This window comes from Phyllobacterium sp. T2-21 (assembly GCF_055378485.1).
In genome coordinates this window covers 294206-316999 of the sequence record NZ_AP027915.1, presented here as the reverse complement: position 1 = coordinate 316999, position 22794 = coordinate 294206, and the positions used below count along the sequence as shown (strand labels likewise).

Annotated in this window: 19 protein-coding genes; 12 read left to right on the top strand and 7 right to left on the bottom strand. The window is 58.1% G+C overall.

Features of this window, described 5'->3' with window-relative positions; all coding sequences use genetic code 11:
* Positions 1–118 precede the first annotated feature (118 nt).
* The 5 genes from ACZ5FP_RS23590 (at position 119) to ACZ5FP_RS23570 (ending at position 6339) form a co-directional block, all read left to right on the top strand.
* Positions 119–823 carry an outer membrane protein gene (locus ACZ5FP_RS23590; protein WP_464664493.1) on the top strand — a complete coding sequence of 235 codons (705 nt, stop codon included), beginning with the start codon at positions 119–121 and terminating at the stop codon, positions 821–823.
* A 61-nt stretch (positions 824–884) separates the two neighbouring features.
* Entirely contained in the window at positions 885–2066 is a 1182-nt protein-coding gene (locus ACZ5FP_RS23585) for a Hint domain-containing protein (RefSeq protein ID WP_464664492.1), read from the top strand.
* 211 nt (positions 2067–2277) lie between these two features.
* The gene (locus ACZ5FP_RS23580) at positions 2278–4545 is read left to right on the top strand and encodes a glycosyltransferase family 4 protein (protein ID WP_464664491.1); all 2268 of its coding nucleotides are present in this window, start codon (positions 2278–2280) and stop codon (positions 4543–4545) included.
* Positions 4523–5503 (top strand): hypothetical protein, encoded by a 981-nt coding sequence (locus tag ACZ5FP_RS23575; protein WP_464664490.1) that lies wholly within the window; start codon positions 4523–4525, stop codon positions 5501–5503. Before ACZ5FP_RS23580 ends, ACZ5FP_RS23575 begins: the two co-directional genes overlap by 23 nt.
* Positions 5500–6339, top strand: coding sequence for a tetratricopeptide repeat protein (locus ACZ5FP_RS23570; protein ID WP_464664489.1), 840 nt, complete (start codon positions 5500–5502; stop codon positions 6337–6339). Before ACZ5FP_RS23575 ends, ACZ5FP_RS23570 begins: the two co-directional genes overlap by 4 nt.
* Positions 6340–6369: 30 nt before the next feature.
* Here ACZ5FP_RS23570 and ACZ5FP_RS23565 read toward each other — a convergent pair whose 3' ends face one another.
* A complete protein-coding gene (locus ACZ5FP_RS23565) occupies positions 6370–7464 on the bottom strand; it encodes a KpsE/RkpR family capsule polysaccharide export protein (protein WP_464664488.1) in 1095 nt (364 codons plus the stop codon).
* Positions 7465–7792: 328 nt separating this feature from the next.
* Here ACZ5FP_RS23565 and ACZ5FP_RS23560 point away from each other — a divergent pair, with 328 nt between their 5' ends.
* Both ACZ5FP_RS23560 and ACZ5FP_RS23555 read left to right on the top strand, forming a co-directional pair.
* The gene (locus tag ACZ5FP_RS23560; RefSeq protein WP_464664487.1) at positions 7793–8515 is read left to right on the top strand and encodes an ABC transporter permease; all 723 of its coding nucleotides are present in this window, start codon (positions 7793–7795) and stop codon (positions 8513–8515) included.
* Between the two features lie 53 nt (positions 8516–8568).
* Positions 8569–9327 (top strand): class I SAM-dependent methyltransferase, encoded by a 759-nt coding sequence (locus tag ACZ5FP_RS23555; RefSeq protein WP_464664486.1) that lies wholly within the window; start codon positions 8569–8571, stop codon positions 9325–9327.
* A gap of 17 nt (positions 9328–9344) precedes the next feature.
* Here the strand turns inward: ACZ5FP_RS23555 and ACZ5FP_RS23550 are convergent, their stop codons facing one another.
* Both ACZ5FP_RS23550 and ACZ5FP_RS23545 read right to left on the bottom strand, forming a co-directional pair.
* Positions 9345–10091 carry an ABC transporter ATP-binding protein gene (locus ACZ5FP_RS23550; protein ID WP_463013221.1) on the bottom strand — a complete coding sequence of 249 codons (747 nt, stop codon included), beginning with the start codon at positions 10089–10091 and terminating at the stop codon, positions 9345–9347.
* The gene (locus ACZ5FP_RS23545) at positions 10088–11290 is read right to left on the bottom strand and encodes a KpsE/RkpR family capsule polysaccharide export protein (protein WP_464664485.1); all 1203 of its coding nucleotides are present in this window, start codon (positions 11288–11290) and stop codon (positions 10088–10090) included. The genes ACZ5FP_RS23550 and ACZ5FP_RS23545 overlap by 4 nt, the downstream gene beginning before the upstream one ends.
* Positions 11291–11767: 477 nt before the next feature.
* On the opposite strand from ACZ5FP_RS23545, the gene ACZ5FP_RS23540 reads away from it, so the two are divergent.
* The 5 genes from ACZ5FP_RS23540 to fae all read left to right on the top strand — a co-directional run bounded on the left by ACZ5FP_RS23540 (position 11768) and on the right by fae (position 18014).
* Positions 11768–13015, top strand: coding sequence for a capsular polysaccharide export protein, LipB/KpsS family (locus ACZ5FP_RS23540; RefSeq protein ID WP_464664484.1), 1248 nt, complete (start codon positions 11768–11770; stop codon positions 13013–13015).
* Positions 13012–15135 carry a capsular polysaccharide biosynthesis protein gene (locus ACZ5FP_RS23535; RefSeq protein ID WP_464664483.1) on the top strand — a complete coding sequence of 708 codons (2124 nt, stop codon included), beginning with the start codon at positions 13012–13014 and terminating at the stop codon, positions 15133–15135. Before ACZ5FP_RS23540 ends, ACZ5FP_RS23535 begins: the two co-directional genes overlap by 4 nt.
* Before the next feature lie 11 nt (positions 15136–15146).
* Complete coding sequence (locus tag ACZ5FP_RS23530) at positions 15147–16397, top strand: glycosyltransferase family 4 protein (protein WP_464664482.1); 1251 nt, start codon at positions 15147–15149, stop codon at positions 16395–16397.
* Positions 16398–16661: 264 nt separating this feature from the next.
* Positions 16662–17459: an FkbM family methyltransferase gene (locus ACZ5FP_RS23525; protein WP_464664481.1), complete on the top strand. Its 798-nt coding sequence runs from the start codon at positions 16662–16664 to the stop codon at positions 17457–17459.
* A 72-nt stretch (positions 17460–17531) separates the two neighbouring features.
* Positions 17532–18014: a formaldehyde-activating enzyme gene (fae, locus tag ACZ5FP_RS23520; RefSeq protein ID WP_223614787.1), complete on the top strand. Its 483-nt coding sequence runs from the start codon at positions 17532–17534 to the stop codon at positions 18012–18014.
* A 14-nt stretch (positions 18015–18028) separates the two neighbouring features.
* On the opposite strand, the gene ACZ5FP_RS23515 is transcribed toward fae, so the two are convergent.
* The 4 genes from ACZ5FP_RS23515 to ACZ5FP_RS23500 all read right to left on the bottom strand — a co-directional run bounded on the left by ACZ5FP_RS23515 (position 18029) and on the right by ACZ5FP_RS23500 (position 22734).
* On the bottom strand, positions 18029–19135 hold the full coding sequence (locus ACZ5FP_RS23515) for a (5-formylfuran-3-yl)methyl phosphate synthase (protein WP_464664480.1): 1107 nt from the start codon (positions 19133–19135) through the stop codon (positions 18029–18031).
* Between the two features lie 102 nt (positions 19136–19237).
* Positions 19238–20275 (bottom strand): L-threonine 3-dehydrogenase, encoded by a 1038-nt coding sequence (tdh, locus tag ACZ5FP_RS23510; RefSeq protein ID WP_223614785.1) that lies wholly within the window; start codon positions 20273–20275, stop codon positions 19238–19240.
* 10 nt (positions 20276–20285) lie between these two features.
* The gene (locus ACZ5FP_RS23505; protein ID WP_464664479.1) at positions 20286–21476 is read right to left on the bottom strand and encodes a glycine C-acetyltransferase; all 1191 of its coding nucleotides are present in this window, start codon (positions 21474–21476) and stop codon (positions 20286–20288) included.
* A gap of 79 nt (positions 21477–21555) precedes the next feature.
* Positions 21556–22734, bottom strand: a complete 1179-nt coding sequence (locus ACZ5FP_RS23500) for an ROK family protein (protein ID WP_464664478.1) — start codon at positions 22732–22734, stop codon at positions 21556–21558.
* Between the last annotated feature and the right edge of the window lie 60 nt (positions 22735–22794).

Below are 22794 nucleotides of genomic sequence, written 5' to 3'. Positions count from 1 at the left end.
CGACAAACACAGACATCTGGCGACTATATTTAGATAAACCAATGTAATTAAAGTATATATCGTAATTATAATCTATGGCAATCTTCACCTCGAAGTTGGTCTTTTGAAGGTGAAAGTTATGCAGAAACTTGGTGCTATCGGTCTATTCTTTGCAGCCGCAGTTTTATCGGGCAATGCTTATGCCGCCGATGCCGTCACTGATACAGCTCCGCCGGAAGCAGTGTTCACGGCACCGGCTTTTACCTGGACGGGTTTTTATGCCGGTGTGAACGCCGGCTATGCATTTTCTGGAAATGACCGCGTTGGATTTCGCGAAGGCGGCAATTTCCTCGGCAGCATCGGCACCCTGGAGGATAACGGCTTTCTCGGCGGCGCCCAGATCGGTTACAACTATCAGATCAACAATTTCGTTCTCGGCCTGGAAGCGGATTTCCAGGGCGGCGACATCAGCGACAGCATTTCCGGTCCGCTTGGCCGCGTGAACTTCGATGCCCACTCAAAGATCGACTGGTTCGGCACCGTTCGTCCGCGCCTCGGATATGCATTTGACCGCACGATGATTTACGGAACGGGCGGCCTGGCCTACGGCAATGTCAAATACTCGATTTCCGACAGCATCGGCAACGCCGCCAGCGAGAGCAAGACCCGGGCCGGCTGGGTCGCGGGCGCCGGTATCGAACATGCCTTCACAGACCACCTCACAGCCAAACTCGAATACCAATACATCAATCTCGGCACGCATACGGTCGGGAATGACTTTATTTCGACAGACGCAACGTCTGATTTCCACAGCGTGCGCGTCGGCCTGAACTACAAGTTCTGATCCGCCCCACTCTGGGAATGCAAGCAACGAACACCGAGCTCTTAACAGAGAGGGATTTGTCATGACTTTGCTAAACGTTCAACTTGTATCCAACACCAACCAGACCATCAATTCCAGCAACGCCAGTAACGGCGACACGGTGAATTTGGGCCTGGTTTCAAACGGCATCCTCACTGTGGATGGCGTCAATGTCACGCTGACCAATGTCGCGGGTGCCGGTGTTGTCACCAGCACGACGATCAATCTCGTGAACAACGCCAATCTTACGGTCAATACGGCACTTCTCAGTGTAACGGCAGGTTCAACATTCCATTACAATATTGGCGCGGGTACCAATCTGACAATCCTCGCCGCTCCCATTGCTGCCAGCCTGTTGAACGGCACCACAATCGACTTCGCTACCGCCGGCGGCACCGGACATTTCACATACAACCCAGGAACCGTAAACCTCAATCTCAGCACTCCGCCAAGTATCATCAATGTGGACAATGGTGACAAGGTAACGGTCGTCAACGCGGCCAGCGTGCAGCTCAGCGGAAATACGCTTACATTCTACGGCCCTCTTGGTGTCTTGCAACCTCTTGCATCTTACCAGATTCCAGCAGGGGCAACCTACCAGTTCACCAGCAGTGACAACACTGTCACGTTCCTTACTCCGTGCTTCGTTCGCGGAACGCTCATCGCAACACCTGGCGGCGAAGTCGCCGTCGAATTCCTGAAGATTGGCGACATTGTTCTCACCGTGAACAATGGTGCAGTCCCGATCAAGTGGATAGGAAGCCGGAAGCTCGATCCGAAGGCCATGGATAAACCTCGCGACGAGTTACCCATTCGAATCCGCGCCGGAGCAATATCGGAAAACCAGCCGTCAAGAGACCTCTTCGTCTCTCCTGATCATTGCATGTTTATCGAAGGCTCGCTCATTCCTGCAAAACTGCTGATCAACGGCACAACAATTTTGCAGGAGATCATTCTCAGTCCAATTGACTATTTCCACCTCGAACTCGAAGAGCATGACGTGATCTGGGCGGAAGGCGCACAGGCCGAGAGCTATCTCGACCTCGGCAACAAGAGCGCGTTCCTTGAGCCAGGCGTTCTCCAGTTCACATCCCCCAAGGCGAAACAGGCGAAGGCTTGCTATCCCTTGGCTTACTGGGGCCCCGCCGTTGATCAAGCACGCGCATTGATCGCCGAACGTGAAACCGCTCTTGGCTACACCACGGATGAAGCAAAAGCGTCTTGATATAAAAACATAAACACAGATTGCAGCGATATACGTCGCTGCAATCTGTAATATTAACCACGCATGACAATAATATACTTTCGATATATAATATATTTCATTTACAACTCTATTTTTCATTATGGAATAAGCTTCAAACGCACTTGGAGAGCAGTGAATGCGCAGTGAATTATTTACTTCACCTTATTCGCTCGATGTAGATATAGACGATATGAGAGGTTTGCTTGCCAGGTTTGCAGGCAAGCGCATTTTCTTTGATGGCGTGTTCAAGGGTGACTACAGCCTGGCCATCGTCAATCGTTTCCTGGCACAAGCACTGATTGCATCAGGCGTTGAAATCGTCTGCTACACGCACGAATCCGATTGGCAAACCGATTCCCGCCTGAATGCCATGCCGGAGGTCAAGCGCCGGCTGCTTGCCCATTATCCAGCCGGCGAAACATTCGATATTCACCTGCGCAATACCTGGCCGCCGGCGACCCATGACATGCTTGGACGCTTCAACGCCTATGTCAATTTTGCCTGGGAAGAGCTGGAAGTACCGCAATATCTTGTCTCGCGTTTCAACCGCGATCTCGATCTCTTGATGGTAACGTCCAATTTCGTCAAACAAGCCTTCGTACAATCCGGATTGACCATTCCTGTCGAAGTTGTCGGCAACGGGACGGACCATATCCAGGCCCATGCGGGACTTGCCGCGGAATCGCCGCTGCCGCCGCATGGCAAGGCACGGATTCTGCACGTGTCATCCTGCTTCCCGCGCAAGGGCGTGGATGCGCTTGTCGAGGCCTACGCCAGGACATTCAAACAGGATGAGCCGGTTGAGCTCGTCATCAAAACCTTTCCCAATCCAGACAATATCCTCAAATCCGTCATGGCCCGCTTCGAAGAGCAGCTGAAACAGGCGCCACCCGTCATTCTGATCGAGGATTATTGCGATCCCGAGCAATTGCTTGCGCTGTACCGGACCGCATCGCTTGTCGTTGCGCCGAGCAGGGGCGAAGGGTTCGGCCTGCCCCTGGCGGAGGCAATGCGCCTGGGAATCCCCGTCGTAACCACCGGCTACAGCGGCCAGGTGGATTTCTGCACCCCTTCCACCGCATGGCTGGTTGACTACCACATGGCGCCGTCGCTGGCTCATGTATCGGGTTCATTGAGCTTGTGGGCCGAGCCTTCCACCCTGCATCTTGGCGCGCAAATGCGCGCAGCGCTCTACAATGAGGAGGAGGCGCGCATGCGCAGCAAAAATGCGCAACGTTTTCTGGACGCGCATACCGGATGGAATTCGGTGGCTGCCAGGGTTCTTGCGGCCATCGCCAAACCGGTAAAACTGATCGTCTCCCCCAAGCGGCCGTGGACTGTCGACCTCGTTTCGTCGTGGCAACAGCAGTGTGGCCTTGCGACCTATGCCGGGCACCTATTTTCCACCCCGGCACTGGCCGGCCGTTTCTCGCATATCTATGCGCGCCGCATTCTCGATGATGCCTTGCCGGACAGCGCAGCCGCCAGGACGGCCGAAACCGCTGATATCACATCGCGGCCGTGGGGCTATGATCTTACCTCGCTCATGCGGTTCATTGCGGAAATCGAGGAGGCAAAGGGCGACGTCCTGTGGATGCAGCATCATCCCGGCCACTTCTCAACATCAGACATGGAACTGCTGTTGAAAACCCTGCTGCAGATCAACCACAAGCTGCGCGTGATAACCATGCACAGCGTGAAGGAAACGCTGCGCGGCGGCAATCTGGACTGGACGAAGAGCTTCGATATCGTGTTTGTCCATTCGGCAGAGGACGCGGGGCTCCTGGCCAAGGCGGGACATCCCAACGCCATTGTTGTTCCCCACGGGGTGCGCGAGGCGACGGGCGGGGGTGCGCAACCCGATCCATCCGCGTTCACCATCGGTTCGTTCGGCTTTTTGATGCCGCACAAGAACATCGACATATTGGTGCAGGGATTTGCAAAGGCGCGGCTTTTCGAACCGCGACTGCGCCTCAAACTGCTCAATTGCGTGGTTCCGAACGATGAATCCCGGGCGTCCAGGGTGCTGATCGAGAATCTCCTGACCCATTTTGACCTGCATGACGTTGCAACAGCCCGCTTTGATTTCATCGACGAGAATGAGCTGAGCGACGAGCTGGCCCAATGCAACCTGCTGGCCTTTCTCTATGGCGCCTCGACCGAGACGGCGACCGGCGCCGCGCGGATTGCCATGACGGCGGATCGTCCCCTCCTGTGCTCCCGTTCATCGGTGTTGCGGGACATGTGGCCCATCAGCCATGTCGTGCGCTCGGTGGACGTGGATTGCGTTGCCGAAGCTCTTGTCAGTCTCGCCCAGAACCCGGACCTTCTGGGTTTGCGTGACGCCGACCGCCGGCAGGCGGCGGAATGGAACTCCTATCCGCGCGTGGCTGCGCGGCACGTTGTGATGATCGAACAGATGTTGGGACGCAAACATGACAATCGCCGAGCTGCATAAGATACCGCTGCAAGCCCTGCCCAAGGATGTCTTTTCCTTGCCGGCCGACGCTTTTGTCGACGCTTGGGCCGCTGCCTTCAACCTGGCCGAAACGGATCTGAGCGCGGACGACCGGCATGATCTGGCGCAGGCCATTCGCAATGGAACCAACAGGATGAAAGTCATCGACGCCCTTCGGTCCGTTGCCCCCGAGACCACCGAGAAGATTGGCGACTTCTCGGCACAGGTCATACGCCGACCCGCCGATCAGTTCGCGCTGCTTGAAAATTTTGCCCGTTTTGCGCCTGACAGCGACGTGGCATTTCTGCGGTACGGTTTTTCCAAGATTCTCGGGCGCGAGCCCACCGACAAGGAGCGGCTCGCATTCGAGTTCGACCTGCGGCGGGGCACGATGGCGCGCGAGGAGGTCGTCAAGACGATTGTTGGAATTGCCCGCCGCGAAGGCCGGGTGTCGCTTTGGGATACGCTGGCGGAATCGGGCCAGGCGCAAGGCGTGCAGGACGACAGCAGTGCGGCGCGGAGCATGCCGGCTGGCCTCTCCTATGATTTGAATGGTCAGGAGACGCTGATTTTCGTGCGCGAGGTACCGGGGTCCGGCTGGATGATCGGGCCGGACCTGTTGCGCCAGCCGGTCAATGTTGTCGACAATGGATGGAAGGTCAGCCCTGGCTGGCTGCTCGTCGGGCCGAAGCGCAGCTTTCAGACGGGGTCGTGGCGTATCCAGATCGATCTGGTGCAGGAAATGAATGCCAAGCTGGCCATACAGCTGGTTGCCAATTCCGGCCTCGATATTCTTCAGGAAGTGACGATAGCAGGCTCTTTCTCCGGCAATCTTTCAACCGAGATCCGTGCCGAACACCGCTTCGTTGAACTGCGTGTAAAGATTGTCGATACACACAGCGAGACGTCGTGGGTACGGCTGCGCGATCTATCGATGGTTCGCGAGGCACAGTCATGATCCGCCTGCCATTCTCGGGGCAAGCAGCCAAGCGCCAGCCGAAACCGGCAGACAACGGTGCTGCGGTTGAGACACAGCTGTCCGCCGGGGCACAGGCGGATGCCGCCCGCAATCGCGGTGACTGGCAAAGCGCAGTCACCTTTTACCGGCGCGCCATTGCCGATAGCCCGGCACGCACAGACTTGCTTGTGCAGCTTGGCCACGCCGAAAAGGAACTCGGGAACCACGATCGCGCAGAAACGGCCTACCGCAAATATCAGGGCCTGCATCCCCGCAATGTCGATATTCACGTTCAGCTCGGCCACCTCTTCAATCGCAAGGGCGACTTGAAGGCGGCGTTCGTCTGGTATGAAAAAGCTCTTCAGCTTGCCCCCGATGACCGGGAAATCGCCCGCCACGTCAATATCGCGCGCAACGGTTCCAGCCGCCCCGGCCTCGACCAGAGCCGCCGCGATGCCATGCGGCTCGTGGAGGAAAACAAATGGTCACAGGCCCGCGCCGCCCTGCGTGCACTGGTCGTCGACAATGGCCAGACCGACATGATTGCCGTCTTCGCCAATGTCACGAAGGAAGACGGAGATTTCGACGCGGCGCTGAAGCTCTATGACCAGTACCGCGATTATGCCAATGCCTTCAACCCTGACAGCCTGGAAGATGTGGAGGTTCAGCTCGGGCATCTGCACAAGATTGCCGGCGACTATCGAACAGCGCTCACCCACTACATCAGGGCGCGGAACCATCACTTCAAACGTTCCGGCTACGTTGACGCAACCTCATCGCATGAGCGCGAAATTCAAGCCTGCATCAGCGAGATATACACCTGCTTCTCCGCGTGAACGATGGCAGGCGGTTCAGCCCAATACACCCTAGTTGCTGTGATCCCGGATTGCGGTGAGCAGCAGCCAGGCGAGCAGATAGCCGATGGACGTCACCAGCAGAACAATCGTGATGTTCCGTATGGCCGTCGGCAGTTCCGCCTTGTCAGGACGATTGGCAGGCACGACAACCTCCAGATAAAGCTGCTGCCGCCGGGCATCCGCCCTTGCTGTCTTCAGCGAATCGAGCGCGGACAGGAGTGCCTTGTTGGAAAATTCCCGCTGCAGGATCAGCCCTTCATAATCCGCAATTCTGGGGGCGATGGAGCTGTCCGTTCCCGCAACTTTTTGCTGCTCGAGTTTCAGTTGCTCTTCCAGGGCGCTGATACGGCTGGTGATGAAAGGGATCGAACTGGAATCCGGCGCCGTTTCCCGCGTTTCGGCAAGACTGGCGCGCGAAGCGGCCAGCTCGGCGCTCAGCCGGCTCATCAGTTCAACCAGCGATACGGAGTTCTGCCCCGGATCGATCATCAATTCCCTGTTGCGGAAAAGCGTGATCGCCTTCTGCGCATCGATCATGCGCTGCTCGGCATTGCCCACCTCGGTGGTGGCGAAGCGAATGGCATCGCCGCGCGCCCGCTCATTCATTTTCAGAAGCCGCTCGCTGCCGAGTTCAAGCAGCTTCTGGTTCATCTCATAGGCATCGTCCGGCCGGAACGCCGATGTCCGGAGAACCGTGATGCCGGTTGTGTCGTTGTGAATGACCTGCACCCGCTGCGAGAAATACCGGTAGAGCTCTTCGAACAGGCCGGTTTGCCACGGTGCCGGGAAGCGCGCAAAAACATCCGCCTCCGGACGATCGAAATAGGTGCGGATGGGCAGGTCGTCACTCATCCGCTGCAAGGCGTCGCGGGACCGGATATATTCCTGCGCGGAGAATGTGTCGTCCTGGGATCGGGTAATGCCGCTGTTCTGCAGCAGGTTGCCGAAACTTGACGACGAGGGTGGTGCCGAGACACGCACGACAAAGGACGATTGCGAAACATAAATCGGCGCCGCGATAAATGCGTAGTAGACGCTGACCAGCAGAACGGGAAGCACGATGACGACCAAGGGCAGCCGTATCTGCCAGAGCCTGGCAAACACGCCCCATTTCCTTCCCCTTGAGGACGGAACAAAAGAATTATGCGCCAGACTATTTATGATTCTAATCCTTTGCAGCAAAGAAATTGAATATTGCACGCCTCATTTCATTCAAACTGAAACAAAAAGAGTATATGTCTAAAATATATGGCTTGTGAAGTATTTAGATCGCTCTTGCACCGATGAAAAGAACGTATAAAGTTTCATTTGACGTTCAGTGGATATAACTTGAAGAAGACATTCAATGAAAGCTGTCTTGCCTCAATACAACACGAGATCCCGCTTTTTTACTGGCCTGCGCGCGCAGGGGCGTGTTTTGGGCGCATTGGTCATGCGGGAGATGATAACCCGCTATGGACGCGAAAACATCGGCTTCCTCTGGCTGATACTTGAACCGATGATTCTGACATGCGGCGTCATGTTGATGTGGACCCTGATGCGTCATGAAGCGCACGGGCTGACAGTCATTGCCTTCGTTCTGAGCGGCTATATGCCCCTGACCCTGTGGCGGCACGTGTCGTCCTACATGGTGAGCTGCATCCGTCAAAATCTGCCTTTGATGTATCACCGGCAGATCGGCCTGGCCGATGCGCTGATGTCCCGGGCTTTGCTGGAGATCGGCGGAACCACTTTCGCCCTGCTGGTTGTCTATCACGGCGCCTATCTGGCAGGATTTATCGAACCGTTTGCCGATCTTGGCCTCGTCCTGGCCGGCTGGCTGTTCATGGCATGGTTTGCCTTTTCCGTCGGGCTCGTTCTGGCAGCGCTGGCGGAAATATTTGAGGTTGTTGAAAAGCTGGTCGCGCCGCTTCAGTATCTGATGCTGCCTATCTCCGGCATGTTCTTCATGGTGTCCTGGCTGCCCCACGAAGCCCAGAAACTGGCGCTCTACGTGCCGACAGTGCATTGTTACGAGATGTTCCGGGCCGGTACCTTCGGCAATACGATCAAGCCCTTTTATGATGTCTCATACGTTTTTTCGGCTTGTCTGCTCACAAATGCCGTGGGCTTTTACCTCATTGAACGCGTCAAAGGACACGTCAAGTTTGAATGAGAGCAAAGGCTGCCGTTTACCAAACACTCGGACCAGCAACAGCGGAGGATCCCATGCGCGATACAAGTGAAGATTGGGAAAAACTGGCGCAAGACAATGCCTATTGGGCGGTTCTGACCGAGGACGAATTCAAATCAAAGAAACTGACCAAAAAACATCTGCAGACGTTTTTTGCGCGGGGCCGCGCCGATGTAGCGAACCTCCGGGCAAAGATCAAAAGTCTTATTCCCGGTTTTTCGACGCCAACGGAATCCGTCATCGATTTTGGCTGCGGCGTCGGCAGGCTGCTCATTCCATTGGCCGAGCAGGCCAAGAACGCCATCGGCATCGACATATCGGAGACAATGCGCTCCATCACCCTGCAGAACGTTGCCCGTCATGGCCTTGATAACGTCCGATGTGTTGAAAGTGCTGAAACGCTCGTCAAGGAAGGCGTCAAAGTCGATTGGCTGAACAGCTACATCGTGTTGCAGCACATCGAGCCGCGTCGCGGCTATTTCATCATCAACGATCTGTTGCAATGTGTGAAAAGCGGGGGGATCGCCTCACTGCACATCCCGCTGTTCAAGACGGCGAACAAGGCCGAGTATTACAATGACCGGGTCATGTATTTTCGCAATGACTACTACAAGAACGAAACAGTCTTTGTTGACCGGGATAATTACAGCCATCCGGACATACAGATGTATGACTATGATGCGAATACGGTTTTGGCTCTGTTCCACAAGAACCAGATGACGAATGTCCATCTTCTCCACGATCAGTCGGCAACGGGTATTCATGCCTATTACTTCATCGCCAGGCGCGATTGAACGACCGCCTGCACAATCTATAGCGAAGCGTAAATACTGAACGCAAACTTGACGTCGTCGAAGACCCGGCCCCTTCCGCTTTTCAGGACAAGCGCCGATTTGCACTGGTCGGCGATCATATCAAGGGTATGGCCAACGATGATCATCGCCCGATCCCTGCGCTTCACAAACAGCTCGTCAAATGACCGGCGCTGAAAGCGCTGGTCGCCAACCGCGATGACTTCATCGATCAGGTAGCAGTCGAAATCGATCGCAAGGGACAGGCCGAACGAGAGGCGCGCGCGCATTCCGGATGAATAGGTTTTAATCGGCATCTGCAGATATTTGCCGAGATCGCTGAAGGTCTCGACGCTGTCGCGTATCTCATCGAGCGGCCTGTCATAGATGCGTGACAGAAACCGCATGCAGTCATATCCGGTCATCGATCCGCCAAAACCACCGCTCAAGGCGATGGGCCATGAAAGCGACATGGACCGTACGACCCGGCCGGCCGTTGGTTTTTCAATGCCCGCGATCAACCGGACCAGCGTGGATTTGCCCGCACCATTGTGGCCGAGTATCGCGATCTTCTCCCCGGGGCGCACTTCGAAAGTGATATCGTCAAGCACGCGCCGGGTTCCGCCATGGACCGGATATTCCTTGACCAGGTTATACACGCCGATGGTGCCGTCTTTCGGCAATCCGTCGGGTGACGGGATGTTCGCGGTGAATGCAGGCGGAGCACCACCGGGATGGGTGAACGTCAGTGTGTCCGAATTGCTCATGTCTCTGCGTGCTCGTAAATCTGGTTGAGCATGAAACGGACGATCCAGAATGCGGCAAAGCACATCACGAAGGTCAGCAGGATCGACCACAGACGCCTTGGATACAAGGCATGGTCAGGGCGGTTGGGATTGACGATCCGCTCGAGATAAAGCTGCTGCCGTTGCGCCTCGATCTTTGCATTCTCGAGCGACGTCGATGACGATTCCAGCATCCGCATGCCGAGTTCGCGCTGCAGGAGCAATTGCTCATACTGAGCAATCAATGGCGCCATGGAAGTATCTCCGCCAACAACCCGGGCCCGCTCCATGCTGATCTGCGTCTCCATGGCATCGATGCTGCTGCGAAGCGACTGTATCCGCGGGCTTTGCGGCGCCTGCTGGATCAGCGCCGTATATTGGGCCTTGTTCTTCGCCACCTCGTCCGACAACTTCGCAATCATGTCGAGCATGACCGCCGACTGCTTGCCAGGGTCGATCATAGCAACCTTGTTGCGGAATTCCGTCAGCGACTTCTGCACCTCCGCCATCCGGTTTTCGCTGTCGGCAACCTCGAGCTTGGCGTAGCGTATGGCGTCCTGGCGCGCCCGCTCATTGAGCTGGTTGATCAGCGCTTCTGCGCCGTCGAGCAGCACTTCCGTCAGTTTTTGCGCGTCCTCAGGCCGTGCCGCGCGCACTTCAAGGGTGGTGATGCCGCCGCCCGAATCCGTACCGACTTTCATGATTTTGAGATAGTGCTTGTAAAGCGCCTCTTCCGTCGCATCGCCCCAGATGCGGGGAAAGCGCGTCAGAAAATCGATGTCGGGCCGGGACAGTATCGCGCGCAGATCGGTTTTCGCTTCCAGTGTGGCAACGGCGGCGCGCGATTCAATATATTCCATCACAACATAGCTGTCGTCCTGGGCGCGAACGAAGCCTGTACTTTGCAAAAATCCGCTGAGCAGGCCCGCTGCATTTCTGTTTGGGCTGCGCACCACAAAGCGCGTTTCCGATACATATTGGGGCGAGGCAATGACCCCGTAATACACCGTGGCAAGCGTCGTCGGGAGAATGACCATCAGGATAAGCAGCACATGCCGGCGCAACAGCGCCATCAGGCGTATCGTCCAATGGTCTTTGCGCGCTTTCTCAGCTTCGGACTGGCTGAGATCAACCAGCGTCAGGTAGTCGATGAATTCGTCGTTGGGACTAAGCCGCGTCATGCCAAGACATGCCCGGTTGTCGCTGCATCGGGTTCAGAATGTTTGCCGGATAATGCCAAACTCATATTCATCTCCGCCAGCGGCCTGATGCCATCCACTACAACGCCAAGATATAATTAAAATAAATATTCTGCAATTACAACTGAATACAACTATTGATATAATCAAATATGATAAAATACAAATGTTCATCAACAACAATGAAAAGACAAATACACATCTTATTGTCGTAAATATACTTGTTCTGGCGGAATTAGTATAGCGCCGCAAAAATCCGAATGAAATAACTACCTGAAATTGCGTTTGTTTTGGGTTCTGCCGACATAACGTCAATGCGGAGCCGATTGCGAAGGGGCTTGACGACCTGTGGAGGAGAAATCCGGGCAATCTGGCACAATCGTTCCTTTTCCGATCCGCGGACGGGCAAACCGTTGCATCTCCTCGCAAAAGCCTCTTGTCCTGTTGCTTCAGGGCCCCGTGGGCCCATTTTTTCGCATCCTCTCCGGTACATTCGAAACACAGGGCTTTGATGTCCTCAAGATCAACTTCAACGGCGGAGACTGGCTGTTTTCGCATGGTCCAGGCACGCTCAACTTCTGCGGTTCCATGGATGCCTGGTCGGATTGGCTGGACGCGTTCATACGCAGCAGGCGGCCGGAGGCAATCATCCTGTTCGGCGACAGCCGGCCCTACCACCGCCAGGCGATCATGGTTGCGCTGCGCGCCGGCGTGCCCGTCTCCTGCTTTGAGGAAGGCTATATCCGCCCCAATTTCATTACCTGCGAATGGGATGGCAACAATGCGCTGTCGCCCCTTCGCAGGCCCCAGCCGGCGCGGCCTGCATCGTCGCCGCTCCCGATAGAACAGGTCAAGGGCAACCTTTTCCGCGCCATGACCCTGTTTGCCGTCCGCTACTACCTGGCAAAGACGGCTGGCGCCGTGTTCTTTCGCGGCAACGTCCATCATCGCAGCCGGGGTATTCTGTCGGAAGCTGTTCTCTGGACGCGGAATTTCTGCCGGAAAATACGCCACTATCCCGCGAACAACGCGATGATGCTCAATCTGATCGAGAATCTGGAGAACCAGTATTTCGTCATTGCATTGCAGGTGCACGACGATCAGCAGCTGCTGCGGCATGGCCGCGGCTGGACAATGGAAAAGCTCATCACCGAAAGCATCCGCTCATTCCGGCGGCATGCCGCGCCGGCGCACCATCTGGTGATCAAGGTGCATCCGATGGACCGCGGCCACAAGAGCTACCGGCCATTTGCCATGGAACTGGCACGGATCGCCGGCTGCGCGGAGCGGGTCCATGTCGTCGATGATGGCTCCATCGGCTTGCTGATACGGCACTCCCTGGGGCTGATAACGGTCAACAGCACCTCGGGATTGCTGGCCCTGAACCACGGCAAACCCGTGCTTTCCCTCGGCGAAGCAATCTACAACAAGCGCGATCTGGTTTGGGGCCGCCGACATGGCGGCGAGCCGGGTGACACCGCTGGAATGGATGGCTTCTGGACATCGCCGGTTCCGCCGCGCCGCGACGCCGTCAAGGCATTCAATGCGCGCATGCACGAGGAAAGCCTCGTCAACGGCAGTTTCTACCTGCGCAACCTGACCGAAGCCACAAGCAAACGCGTCGTGCAACGCATCCAGCGGGACCTGAAGATGATTGCGGTCAATATTCCCGCGCTGTCGCCCGACATTCCGAACGGAACGCCATGAGTTTCGCCCGATCACTCCCCCTTCAGGCAACAGGCCCGGCAAACGCTGGCGCGACTGCAATTGGAGCGGCAGAGCAGGCGAATTGGCTGCCGCCGCAGGGCGCCGCGCTGCTGGCATTCCTGCCGACGAGGCTGCGGTTTCCCCTCATTGGACCAGCGCTCGGCACCACCGCGATAAGGTCGGCGGAAATGGCCTGGAACCGCGCCGACGGTGTTGTCGGTTGGGGTGAAAAGCCGCTTGCCCGGCTGGGAAAGGGGTTGGCCGCTATGCGCGGCATTCCCTATTGGTCGCTGGAAGACGGCTTTCTCCGGTCGGTTGGGCTTGGCAAGGCAGGGGCACCGCCGGTGTCGATGGTGGCGGACGATCTCGGCATCTATTTCAATGCCGCCAGGCCATCGCGCCTGGAAGAATTGCTGCAGTGGGGTGCCGACAAGCCGGATCTCGCCCGCGCCCGCACGCTGCACGCCATGATCGTTGAACACCGGCTGACGAAGTACAATCACTTCCCGGACCGTCCGGTCGCCCTGCCCGCAACCCATGGCCGGCGGATCCTGCTCATCGATCAGGTGGCCGGTGATCATTCGGTGAGGGGAGCGGGTGCCGATGACCACGCGTTCCGGCATATGGCCAATGAAGCCTGCGCCGTGCCCGGGGCAACCGTTCTGGTCAAAAGCCATCCGGATAGTGTTGCCGGTTATGCCAGGGGGTATCTCAGCCAGCTCGCGGGAAGGCGCAATATCCGCTTTATCGACGAGAACGTATCGCCGCATGCCTTGCTCGATGTCGTCGATGAAGTCTGGACGGTATCCAGCCAGTTCGGTTTCGACGCGCTGTTGCGGTCAATCCCCGTCACGACGTTTGGCGTTCCGTTTTATGCCGGCTGGGGTCTGACACGGGACTGGGCCGACGGCCCGGTTGCCAATGCCGCTTTGAACCGCCGCACACACCGGGTGAGTCTCGATGCTTTTGTCGCGGCAACATTGCTTCAGTACGCCCTCTATGTCGACCCCGTGACAAGGCGGCAAACCACGGCCGAAAAGGCCATCGACCGGCTTGTCGCCTGGCGGCACCACGCGCTGGAACGGCGCGGCAACTATCTCTGCGCCGGCTTCTCGCGCCATAAGCGGCCGACAATCCGGCGTCTGCTGCAGGGACCCTGGTCCAGCGTCAGTTTCTGCGGTGAGGTGCCGACGAAAAAACAGCTGGCACAGGCCGACTGTCTCGTGCGCTGGGGTCAGAATGCCGACGAACCCCATCGGGGGAATGCCCTCCCAGCACCGTTGCCGGTTCTGCGCATCGAAGATGGTTTCATCCGGTCTGCGGGGCTCGGCGCCAACCTGACGCCCGCCTCCTCGCTTTGTATCGACCGGGAGGCGCTTTATTACGATGCCACCCGCGAAAGCGGTCTGGAGAGGCTGCTGCGCACAGCATCGTTCGGCCCGCTGCTGCTCGCCCGGGCGGCCCGCCTGCGCCAGCGGATCATTCAATACGGGATCAGCAAATACAATCTCGACGTCACCCCATCGCCCGACTACCGCACGCTCGCCGCCGGCCGCCGCATCGTCACCGTTGCCGGACAGGTGCCGGACGATGCCTCCCTGCGGCTTGGCCTCACCGGCGGCATCTCCAACCTCCAATTGCTGCAGATGGTGCGCACGCGCCGCCCGGATGCCTTCGTGGTGTACAAGGAACATCCCGATCTGCTGGCGGGAAAGCGGCAGGGCCTTTGCGATGCCGCTGCACTTGGCAAGCTGGCCGACCTTGCCGTCGGCAATGTCGCGCTCGACACCCTGCTTGATGCGAGTGACGAGGTGCATGTCGCCACGTCGCAGCTGGGCTTCGAAGCCCTGATCCGGCAACGGCCGGTGTGGTGCTACGGATTGCCGTTTTATGCGGGCTGGGGCCTGACCCATGACGCCGTCACGCCGCTTCGCCCGCGCCGCACACTGTCGCTCGATGCGCTCATGGCAGGCGTTCTCATTCTCTATCCCCGCTATCTCTCCGGGAACACCGGTCTGCCCTGCGAGGTGGAAGACGTTATCGATGAAATTCACGCAACGCGACACAACAAGACCGGCGTGTTGCGCCGGTCATTACGCCGGATTGGGTGGGCACGATGAATGCAATAGCCATGGACATCTCCCGCCTGATCGGACGCGCGCATTATTCGACGCCAACGGGGATTGATCGCTTTGAACTGCAATACGCCCATTGGGCCAGGGAACGCAGTTCGCTTTTTGTCGAAATGGGGCGGAACAAGCCGATTGCGATCAATGAGGGCCGTGCAGCGGGATTGATAACCGACCTGAGTGCGCGCTGGTCCGGCACGGCGCTGAGCCCGAGGCAGTCTGCCGAGCTGGAAGAGATCTATGCGGCCATCGATGGACGGATCTCCTGGTGTGATATCAGGCCCGCCCCGGCCGGATCAAAGCCGGCAAAGGTGAAACAATGGGGTCTGGTCGCCGGAAAGGCCCTGCGGACCCTGTTTCCGGCCGGGCCGATGGCGCGCAACACCCCTTTCGTCCATGTCTCCCATACGAACCTCGACAGGCCTGCCGCCTTTTCATGGCTTGACGGAAAGCGCCGCAGCGGCGTTTTCTACGTCCACGACCTCATCCCCGTCACCCATCCCGAATTTGTCCGCAGGAAGGAGCCCCAGCGCCACCTGCAACGGATGGAGACTGTGCTGCGGCATGCCGGTCTTATCCTGTGCAATTCCCAGACAACGGCGCGTTCGCTGCGGTCATTTGCCGACGAACGCGGACGCGTGGCACCGCCCATGGCGATTCTGCCTCCGGGCATCGAGAACAGCTTTCGCCAGGTCCGCCGCGCGGGCATGCCCCGCACCCAAAACCCCTATTTCGTCATTGTCGGAACCATTGAACCGCGCAAGAACCACATCCTGCTCCTGCAATTGTGGCGCTGGCTCGTCGAGCGCGATGGCGACAGCGCGCCGCGCCTGGTGATCGCGGGCAAGCGCGGCTGGGAAAACGCGCAGGTCTTTGCCACGTTGGACCGGTGCCCCCAGCTGCGCAACATGGTGCTCGAAGTGCCGGATCTGGGCGATGCCGCATTGGCCGATCTGATGTCCGGTGCCGCCGCCCTGCTCGCCCCCTCCTTCGTCGAGGGATATGGCATGCCGGTTGCCGAAGCCATGGCGACGGGAACGCCTGTCATCGCGTCGGACATTCCGTCCCATAAGGAAATTGTCGGCGACCAGGCAACGCTGCTCGATCCCTGTGACGGCCTTGGCTGGCGGGCGGCAATCGAAGCGCATGCCGGCGAGTACCGAAGTAAATCACGACACACTCCACAAGATTGGAGTGGACATTTTGAAGTATTGGATGAATTGTTAGCAAATGCCGTGCAAGTTGTACGGTAATAGCACGAATTTCTCCTGATGTATCTGATACACTCCAATGAATGTGAAGGCGTCATGACGAGTTACAATGACATTATGAGTTGCTACAAATTTATTCTTGGACGCGACGCAAATGCTGAAGAGATAAATGCAATTTCCGAGAATTTACTCGATATCTCGGATATCCCGTTCGGGGAACATCGAAGAATGTTCCTGTCATCCGATGAATTTCACCATAGACACGCAGAAGTTATCTTCGGCAATTTTGTTCGAAAGAGCATCGAAGTGCTCTATGAAACAAAGCAAAAATTCAAGATTTATCTGGATTTGCGCCAATACCACATGACATTTGGCATCTTTAGCGGCCAATATGAGAAGTTTGATATCGACATCATAAAGGCCGTGACGCCGGACAACGGCGTATTTTTCGATGTCGGCGGCAATGTCGGATATTACTCGCTGTCCGTGGCAAGCAAACCCAATTTCTCCGGCAAGGTTGTTGCTTTCGAGCCGCTCCCGCATCTGTGGAACCTGTTCAATAAATCCATCTCGGAAAACAAGCTTTCGAAAACCGTCAAAGTTCACAAACTGGCGCTTGCCGATGCTCCGGGCATCATGGAGCTCAACACTGCCGAACACACGGTCAATGCGGGCGCAACCAGCCTGATTGCCGGCTCCGGAAACACCACGTCCGAGCGCAGCACGAAGGTTGAAACGTTGGACCGCATCGCAAAAGGCCTCAAGCCGGATTCGATAAAGGTCGACATTGAAGGCGCCGAAGAATTGTTCTTCGCCGGGGCTGCCGAAACCATTACGGCATCGAAGCCGACAATGCTGGTCGAGGTCAACCGCGAGGTCCTCGCGACGCTGTCGAAAACCACTCCGGGCCGTATATTCGACCGGCTGTCCGGCTGGGGCTACGAGGTCTGGGAAGTTCTTGAAGACACGATCAGACAATTGCCGACAGGCCCTGCAACCGACACGGCTTTTCCCGCCGGACGGGTCGCCAATATCCTTGCCGTCCATTCCGACCGCAGACAGGATGTCGCGCATCGGCTGAAAGCGCTCGATCTGACACTCTGACGGGCCGCAGAATACAATTCTTTCCCCGCTTCCGCATCTTGGGCTATAGCTGCGCGAGATGGAGGAATCGGCATGCAGATCATCAACAGAGTCATGGTGGGCGAATCCCTGGTCGGCGAAGGCAATGAGGTTGCCCATATCGACCTGTTGATCGGCCCGCGCGGCAGCGCGGTGGAAACCGCGTTCTGCAACGCCCTGACCAACAACAAGGACGGTTTCACCTCGGTTCTGGCCGTGATCGAGCCGAACCTGCCCTGCAAGCCCAATACGGTGATGTACAACAAGGTCACGATCCGCGGATCCGGCCAGGCCATGCAGCTGTTCGGGCCGGCGCAATCGGGTATTGCCAAGGCAGTGCGCGATTGCGTGGCGGAAGGCGTGATCCCGCTCGAGGAAGCCGACAACCTGTTTATCTGTGTCGGTGTTTTCATTCACTGGCAGGCGCGCGACGACAGCAGGATACACGATTACAACTACCAGGCGACAAAAGAGGCCATTCAGCGCGCGGTTACCGGACGGCCGACGGCCGCGGAGATACTCGGCCTGAAATCATAACCGCCGCCCGATGATCAGTGATCGCGCCTGCGATGCGATACGGGTGCGTTGGCAGGCAGGACCGGCGCGATCTGTGTCTCGCGCCTGCGCTCGATCTCGACGCCCACGCCCCCCGGCCCCAGTTCCAGCTTTTCCGCCCGCACCACCACGCGGGTGACACGCGGATTCTCGAGGATGAACGCGGCGATGCGCTCGGCCAGCGTTTCCGACAGCTCGATATGGCCGCGCGCGACGATGGCGCGAATACCGTCCATGATCAGATCATAGGACACGATGTGGCGCATGTCCTCGGGATTGCGGGTTACCCGCAGGACATCGGCGGTGACGTCGAAACGCATCTTCTGGGCAATGCCGTGCTCGAAACTGTACGCGCCGATATGGACGGGCAGGACGAAATCACGGACGAAAATCTTGTCCGTCCCAAGCCCTTCTTCGGCCGGATCGGGGAAATAGCCGCGCGCTGCCAGCAATTGATAATCGACGCCGGGCGCAAGACTGTCCCGCCGCTCTGGAGGAATGAGCTCGCGGATTTGCGAAGCCGCCTCAACGTTGATCGTGCCCGCATGGGCATTCTCGAAAAATGCCTGCCTGAAACCCAGAATATCCAGCTGAAAACTGAGAAGGCGCGGAATATCCGGCGTTTCAAGCGCACCGGCGATGCCGACCAGGATCGAAAGCGCGTGGCACTCCCGGACATAGGCATCGATTCGGGCGAGCGACACATGGTTCAACAGCCGCGATCCGTTGCTCGTATCCAGCATGATCACGGCAAAGCCCTGGGACGACAGGCTGGACACGTCGGGCAACGCGCTCATCAGGTCCACATGAACGACCGCCATCCACTTTGCCGGAGCGGGCAAGCCGGGGAGGGCGTGAAGCGGCGTGGACGTTTCGACCGGAATGCCGATGAACCCAAGTCCTGCACCCGCCAGTTCCCCGGCACGGGATGCGAGCGCCGCCTCTGGCAATGTTGCGGACAGCACGGCCTTGCCGCGCGCGGCTTTTGCATAGGGCTGCAACGCTTGCAGATCAGATGCCGGTACATCGATGATGTCGGCGCCGCACTGAAGGACGATGTCCGCCTCTTCAGGGCTGCGGACAATGGCAAGCATCTTGGTCATGGGCAAAAACCTCCGGATGCACCATGAACTACATGTATCGGCGCATGTCCGCGCCGATCATGACGCCATGAAATGGCGTCATTGCGAAACAGGGCACCTATTTCAGTGCCAGCTCAGAACAACCTTGCCCGAGCTTCCGGAGCGCATGGCGTCGAAGCCCGCCTGGAAATCATCGATCGGCAACCGATGGGTGATGATCCGGCTCAGATCAAGCCCCCCTTGCACGAAGGCAATCATCTTGTACCAGGTCTCGAACATTTCCCGGCCGTAAATGCCCTTCAGGTTGAGCATCTTGAAAATGACCTTGTTCCAGTCGATCTCGAAGCCGGTCGGCGCGATGCCGAGAATGGCAATCTTGCCGCCATTGTTCATCTTGTCGATCATGTCGCGGAAGGCCGGCGCGGCGCCGGACATTTCGAGGCCGACGTCAAACCCTTCGGTCATGCCGATCTGGCGCATGACATCTGCAAGGTTTTCCTTCGACGCATCGACCACGTGATCGATGCCCAGCTGCTTGGCAAGCGCAAGGCGGGACGGGTTGATGTCGGTGATGACGACCTTGCGGGCGCCCGAGCGCTTGGCAACCAGCGCACCCATGATGCCGATGGGCCCGGCGCCCGTGACCAGCACGTCCTCGCCCACCAGATCGAAACTCAGCGCGGTGTGAACCGCATTACCGAACGGATCGAAAATCGCGGCAATCTCGTCGGAAATATCGTCGGGAATCGGCACGACATTGTATTCCGGAATGCACACATATTCACCAAACGAGCCGGGACGATGCACACCGACACCCAGCGTGTTGCGGCAGAGATGCCCCCTGCCCGCCCGGCAGTTGCGGCAGGTGCCGCAGACAATATGCCCCTCGCCGGAAACCCGCTGCCCGACCTTGTATTTGGTGACCGCCGAGCCGATGTCGGCAATCTCGCCGCAGAACTCATGCCCGACAACCATCGGTACGGGAATCGTCGCCTGCGCCCACTGATCCCAATTGTAGATGTGAACGTCAGTGCCGCAGATCGCAGATTTTTTCACGCGGATCAGCACATCGTTGGGACCGGGCTCCGGCACGGGAACATGCTCCATCCAGATGCCGGGTTCCGCCTTGGCCTTTACCAGTGCCTTCATCATGTTCGACATGGTGTTTTTCCTATTTGATGATGCCGAGATCACGCCCGACTTCGGCAAAGACGTCTATAGCGCGGGCGACATCTTCCGTGGTGTGGGCAGCAGACATTTGGGTGCGGATGCGCGCCTGGCCTTTCGGCACGACCGGGAAGGCAAAACCGATGACATAGACGCCCTTGTCCAGCATGCGCGCCGCCATTTCCTGCGCCAACGATGCGTCGCCCAGCATGACGGGGATGATCGGATGATCGGCACCGGCAAGGGTGAAGCCAAGCTTGCTCATATCCTTGCGGAAATGCGCGGCATTGGCGCTGAGGCGCGCCCGCAGGTCGGCACCCCGGTCGATCAGGTCGAAGACCTTCAGCGAGGCTGCCGCGATGACCGGCGCCAGCGTGTTGGAGAACAGATAGGGCCGCGACCGCTGGCGCAGCCAGTCGATCACTTCGGCCTTCCCCGAGGTGTAGCCGCCCGATGCGCCGCCCAGCGCCTTACCCAGTGTGCCGGTGATGATATCCACCCGGCCTTCGACGCCGCAATGGTCGGCGGAACCACGGCCATGCCTGCCGACAAAGCCGACCGCATGGCTGTCGTCGACCATGACCATGGCGCCGTATTTTTCGGCGAGATCGCACACACCCCCGAGATTGGCGATAATGCCGTCCATGGAAAAGACGCCGTCGGTGGCGATCAGCTTGAACCGGCTGCCTTCGGCTTTCTTCAGTTCTTCCTCCAGCGCCGCCATATCGTTGTTGGCATAGCGGAAGCGCTTTGCCTTCGACAGGCGCACGCCGTCAATGATCGAAGCATGGTTCAGCGCATCGGAAATGATCGCATCCTCTTCGCCCAAAAGGGTCTCGAACAGGCCGCCATTGGCATCGAAGCAGCTGGAATAGAGGATCGTGTCTTCCAGCCCGAGAAAACTGGAGATGCGCGACTCAAGCTGCTTGTGCTCTTCCTGCGTGCCGCAGATGAAACGGACCGAAGCCATGCCATAGCCGTAACGGTCGAGTGCGGCTTTTCCGGCTTCCGCCAGCTCCGCATTGTCGGCAAGACCGAGATAATTGTTGGCGCAGAAATTCAGGACCCTGGCACCGCCGGAGACCTCGATTTGTCCGGCCTGCTTGGAGGTGATGACACGTTCGGACTTGTAAAGCCCGGACTCCTTCAAGCCTTTCAGCTCGCTCGTGAGGTGATCGATGAATTGCTGGGTCATGATCGGTATGGTGTCCTGCTGTGTTCTTCCGGCGGGGCCGTGGCGTTGGTGCAATCGGATATTCGCAGGCTGTGTCATCTCACGATCGGATGAATGTCTCAAGCCCCAGATTGAACAGCGGCCGGACGGCACCGAGAATGGCGAACTCCTCGCTTGATTTGTCCGCGATCAGAACCGGCAGTTCCAGCGTTCCGATCAGGCCTTCCGCCTGGAAAGCCTGCTCGAACGCCTGCCAGACATCCGCATTGGCAATGAATGGTCCTGTCACGATAACCCGCTTGGGAAAAAGCAGGCGGCAGACATTGGCGAGGGATCGCGCCATGAGCTCGACCCCGGTGCGCATATCTTCCATGTCGAGCAGGGGCCGCCGGGCCATTTGCCCGGCCAGCACTTCCTCGTTCTCGGACAGGGACGGCCATCGTTCGAGCATCCGGGGCAGCAGCGCCCACAGAGACGCTGCTGTTTCAAGACAGCCATGATTGCCGCAGCCGCAGGGGCGGTCTTCCAGCAGGTTGAAACGCCAATGGCCGATTTCGCCGAACGGTCCGCCCGCACGGATGAACGGATCGCCATTCACGCTGTAGGCCAGGCCGATGCCCCAGCCCCAGTGCAGGAGCAATGTATTGTCGGTGCCGTAAACCGGGTCCTGCAGCATGCGGGCATTGAGTTCGGCATCGAGGTGCCGGCAGACCAGAACCTCCGGGGTGACCGGCGCCAGCGCCGCCGCCAGGTCAAAATCGCGGATCTTCGGCCAGCGCGAGGTGAGCAGCCAGGTGCGGCTTTCGACATCGACAACGCCGGATACGGACACGGATGTCCCGATATGCTGCATTCCCGCCGGACACTTGTCCGCCAGAAGCGTGACCAGATCCTGCATGGCGGCCGTCATCTGGCCGCAGTCGGCGTCGGCCCGCATATCGAGACTGAAGCGTTCCAGCGTCCGGCCGCCGAAATCCACCAGCGTGCCGCGCAGGGAACGGCTCGACACGTGAATGACCGTTGCGGCGAAACGCTGCGTGTTGAGGCCGATCCGGATGGCGGGGCGGCCCCGCCCGCTTTTTTCGCCGGCCGTTTCCACCAGCAGGCCGCGCGCGATCAGGTCCCCCACCACTTTTGACGTGGTGGTCGAGGTCATGTCGAGCGCTTCGGCAATGCCGGGGCGGGAATGCTGGCCGCCGTCGGAGACAAGCGCCACGACCCGGGCGCAGTCACGCTGGTGGGCATCGTCATAATGCGTCTCGTCAACGGTCAGAATCATGCGGGAACGCCCTCGTTCTTATTTTTGAATAATATTATTCTAAAATACCTTGCAGTGCCA

What these genes read in the sequence shown, in the direction of transcription:
- ACZ5FP_RS23585 (WP_464664492.1), top strand. Translation starts at nt 885, where the DNA reads ATGACTTTGCTAAACGTTCAACTTGTATCCAACACCAACCAGACCATC.
- ACZ5FP_RS23505 (WP_464664479.1), bottom strand. Translation starts at nt 21,476, where the DNA reads ATGACCCAGCAATTCATCGATCACCTCACGAGCGAGCTGAAAGGCTTG.
- ACZ5FP_RS23515 (WP_464664480.1), bottom strand. Translation starts at nt 19,135, where the DNA reads ATGACCAAGATGCTTGCCATTGTCCGCAGCCCTGAAGAGGCGGACATC.
- ACZ5FP_RS23575 (WP_464664490.1), top strand. Translation starts at nt 4,523, where the DNA reads ATGACAATCGCCGAGCTGCATAAGATACCGCTGCAAGCCCTGCCCAAG.
- ACZ5FP_RS23590 (WP_464664493.1), top strand. Translation starts at nt 119, where the DNA reads ATGCAGAAACTTGGTGCTATCGGTCTATTCTTTGCAGCCGCAGTTTTA.
- tdh (WP_223614785.1), bottom strand. Translation starts at nt 20,275, where the DNA reads ATGTCGAACATGATGAAGGCACTGGTAAAGGCCAAGGCGGAACCCGGC.
- ACZ5FP_RS23580 (WP_464664491.1), top strand. Translation starts at nt 2,278, where the DNA reads ATGAGAGGTTTGCTTGCCAGGTTTGCAGGCAAGCGCATTTTCTTTGAT.
- ACZ5FP_RS23530 (WP_464664482.1), top strand. Translation starts at nt 15,147, where the DNA reads ATGGACATCTCCCGCCTGATCGGACGCGCGCATTATTCGACGCCAACG.
- ACZ5FP_RS23500 (WP_464664478.1), bottom strand. Translation starts at nt 22,734, where the DNA reads ATGATTCTGACCGTTGACGAGACGCATTATGACGATGCCCACCAGCGT.
- ACZ5FP_RS23555 (WP_464664486.1), top strand. Translation starts at nt 8,569, where the DNA reads ATGCGCGATACAAGTGAAGATTGGGAAAAACTGGCGCAAGACAATGCC.
- fae (WP_223614787.1), top strand. Translation starts at nt 17,532, where the DNA reads ATGCAGATCATCAACAGAGTCATGGTGGGCGAATCCCTGGTCGGCGAA.
- ACZ5FP_RS23535 (WP_464664483.1), top strand. Translation starts at nt 13,012, where the DNA reads ATGAGTTTCGCCCGATCACTCCCCCTTCAGGCAACAGGCCCGGCAAAC.
- ACZ5FP_RS23550 (WP_463013221.1), bottom strand. Translation starts at nt 10,091, where the DNA reads ATGAGCAATTCGGACACACTGACGTTCACCCATCCCGGTGGTGCTCCG.
- ACZ5FP_RS23570 (WP_464664489.1), top strand. Translation starts at nt 5,500, where the DNA reads ATGATCCGCCTGCCATTCTCGGGGCAAGCAGCCAAGCGCCAGCCGAAA.
- ACZ5FP_RS23545 (WP_464664485.1), bottom strand. Translation starts at nt 11,290, where the DNA reads ATGACGCGGCTTAGTCCCAACGACGAATTCATCGACTACCTGACGCTG.
- ACZ5FP_RS23560 (WP_464664487.1), top strand. Translation starts at nt 7,793, where the DNA reads ATGCGGGAGATGATAACCCGCTATGGACGCGAAAACATCGGCTTCCTC.